The organism is Caulobacter sp. GW821-FHT09B11 (assembly GCF_059418205.1).
On the sequence record NZ_JBWKPK010000067.1, the window covers coordinates 1 to 2519 of the forward strand.

The window sequence follows — 2519 nt, forward strand, 5'->3', positions numbered from 1 at the left end:
CGCGGCGGCCCCACCTCGCACGTGGCCATCCTGGCCGCCGCCATGGGCCTGCCGGCCCTGGTCGCCGTCGGTCCTGGAGCCCTGGGGATCGCCGACGGAACCGCCCTGATCCTCGACGCCGAGGGCGGACGCCTGCGCGTCGCGCCCGGGGCCGACGCCCTGGCCCAGGCCCAGAGCGCCATCGCCGCCCGCCACGAGCGCCGCGCCGCCGCCAAGGCCGCCGCCCACGAGGGCAGCACCATGGCTTGCGGCACGCGGATCGAAGTCTTCGCCAATGTCGGCTCGGAGAAGGACGCCAAGGCCGCCGCCGCCAACGGGGCCGAAGGCTGCGGCCTGCTGCGCACCGAGTTCCTGTTCCTCGACCGCGAGACCCCGCCCAGCGAGGACGAGCAGGCAAAGCAGTACCAGGCCGTCGCCACGGCGCTCGAAGGCAAGCCGCTGATCGTGCGCACGCTGGACGTCGGCGGCGACAAGGCCGCGCCCTATCTTCCGATCCCGGCCGAGGAGAACCCGGCGCTCGGCCTGCGCGGTGTGCGCGTGTCGCTGTGGCGGCCGCATCTCCTGAAGACCCAACTGCGCGCCATCCTGCGGGTTACGCCGCTGGGCCAATGCAAGATCATGGTCCCGATGGTCGGTAGTCTCTCCGAGCTGCGCGCCGTCCGCGCCGTGCTGGAAGAGGCCAAGCGCGAGCTGGGCGTCACCGACCGCATCGAGCTGGGGGTGATGATCGAGACCCCGGCCGCCGCGGTGACCGCCGACCTGATCGCCGCCGAGGCCGACTTCCTCTCCGTCGGCACCAACGACCTGACGCAGTACGTCCTGGCCATGGACCGGGGCAATCCGGAGCTTGCCGCCCGCATCGACGCCTTGCACCCGGCCGTGCTGCGGATGATCGACCAGACCTGCAAGGGGGCGGCCAAGCACGGCCGCTGGGTCGGCGTCTGCGGCGGACTGGCCTCGGACCTGGCCGCCGTTCCGGTCCTCCTGGGCCTGGGCGTCACCGAGCTCTCGGCCACCGCCGCCATCGTGCCGGAGGTGAAGGCCCTGGTGCGCACCCTGGATCTGGCCGCCTGCAAGACGCTCGCCGCCCGCGCCCTGGACCAGGCCTCGCCCGAGGCCGTCCGCGACCTGACCAAATCCTTCCAGCAAGCTGGAGCCTGACGCCGATGAAATCGCCGCTCGAAATCCTCCAGCCGCTCGGCCGGGCCCTGATGCTGCCGATCGCGGTGCTGCCGGTGGCGGGGCTGCTGCTGCGCCTGGGCCAGCCGGACCTGCTGAACATCCCCTTCATCGCCGCCGCCGGCGATGCGATCTTCGCCAACCTCGGCCTGCTGTTCGCCATCGGCGTCGCCGTCGGCCTGGCCAAGGAAAACAACGGCGCGGCGGGGCTGGCGGGCGTCGTCTGCTTCCTGATCGCCACCGAAGGCGGCAAGGCCCTGCTGCACGTGCCGGCCGATGCGACGGCGGGTCTGGCCGAGGCCCACGCGGCCCTGGCCGGCGCGGCCTACAAGGCCAAGGCGCTGTCCAAGCTCTCCGTGCCGATCGGCATCCTGTCGGGGGTGATCGGGGGCCTCTTCTACAACCGCTTCTCCGGCTTCAAGCTGCCCGAGTACCTGGCCTTCTTCAGCGGCCGGCGGTTCGTGCCGATCGTGGCGGGCCTTGCCGGCCTGGTGATGGCGGGTCTGGTGGGCCTGGGCTACGACGCCATCAACGGCGGGGTGGACGCCGCCAGCCGGGCCATCGTCGGCTCGGGGCAGTGGGGCCTCTTGGTCTACGGGTTCCTGAACCGCATCCTGATCGTCACCGGCCTGCACCACATCCTCAACAACATCGCCTGGTTCGTGATCGGCGACTTCCATGGCGCGACCGGCGACCTGCGCCGCTTCTTCGCCGACGATCCCAGCGCCGGCGGCTTCATGAGCGGTTTCTTCCCGGTGATGATGTTCGGCCTGCCCGCCGCGTGCCTGGCCATGCTGCACACGGCAAGGCCCGAGCGCCGCAAGGCCGTGGCCGGCATGCTGGTCTCCCTGGCCCTGACCTCGTTCCTGACCGGGGTGACCGAGCCGATCGAGTTTTCCTTCATGTTCCTGGCCCCGGCGCTCTACGCCGTGCACGCGGTGCTGACCGGCGTCTCGATGGCGCTGATGAACCTCTTGGACGTGAAGCTTGGCTTCACCTTCTCGGCGGGCCTCTTCGACTACGTCCTCAACTTCGGCAAGGCCACCCACCCGCTGTTCCTGCTGCCGATCGGGGCGGTCTATTTCGCCGTCTATTACGGCCTCTTCCGGTTCTTCATCGTCCGCTTCGATCTGAAGACCCCGGGACGTGAGCCGGAGGAGGAGGCCGCCCTGCTGAACGCCGCGCCCGCCCCCAGCGCCGGCGGCCGCGGGGCCGACTTCGTCGTCGCTCTCGGCGGCTCGGCCAACCTCGTCAGCGTCGACGCCTGCACCACCCGCCTGCGCCTGATCGTGGCCGACCAGAAGGCTGTTGACGAGGCCCGCCTCAAGGCCCTGGGCGCG

2 protein-coding genes are annotated in these 2519 nt (G+C 71.1%); both read left to right on the forward strand.

From position 1 onward, the window contains the following. A partial coding sequence (gene ptsP, locus AC07N1_RS25220; protein ID WP_494674283.1) for a phosphoenolpyruvate--protein phosphotransferase occupies nt 1–1161 on the forward strand: 1161 nt, incomplete at its 5' end. Nucleotides 1162–1166: 5 nt separating this feature from the next. Beyond that, nucleotides 1167–2519 (forward strand): N-acetylglucosamine-specific PTS transporter subunit IIBC (gene nagE / locus AC07N1_RS25225; RefSeq protein ID WP_494674284.1); only part of this gene is annotated, 1353 nt, incomplete at its 3' end.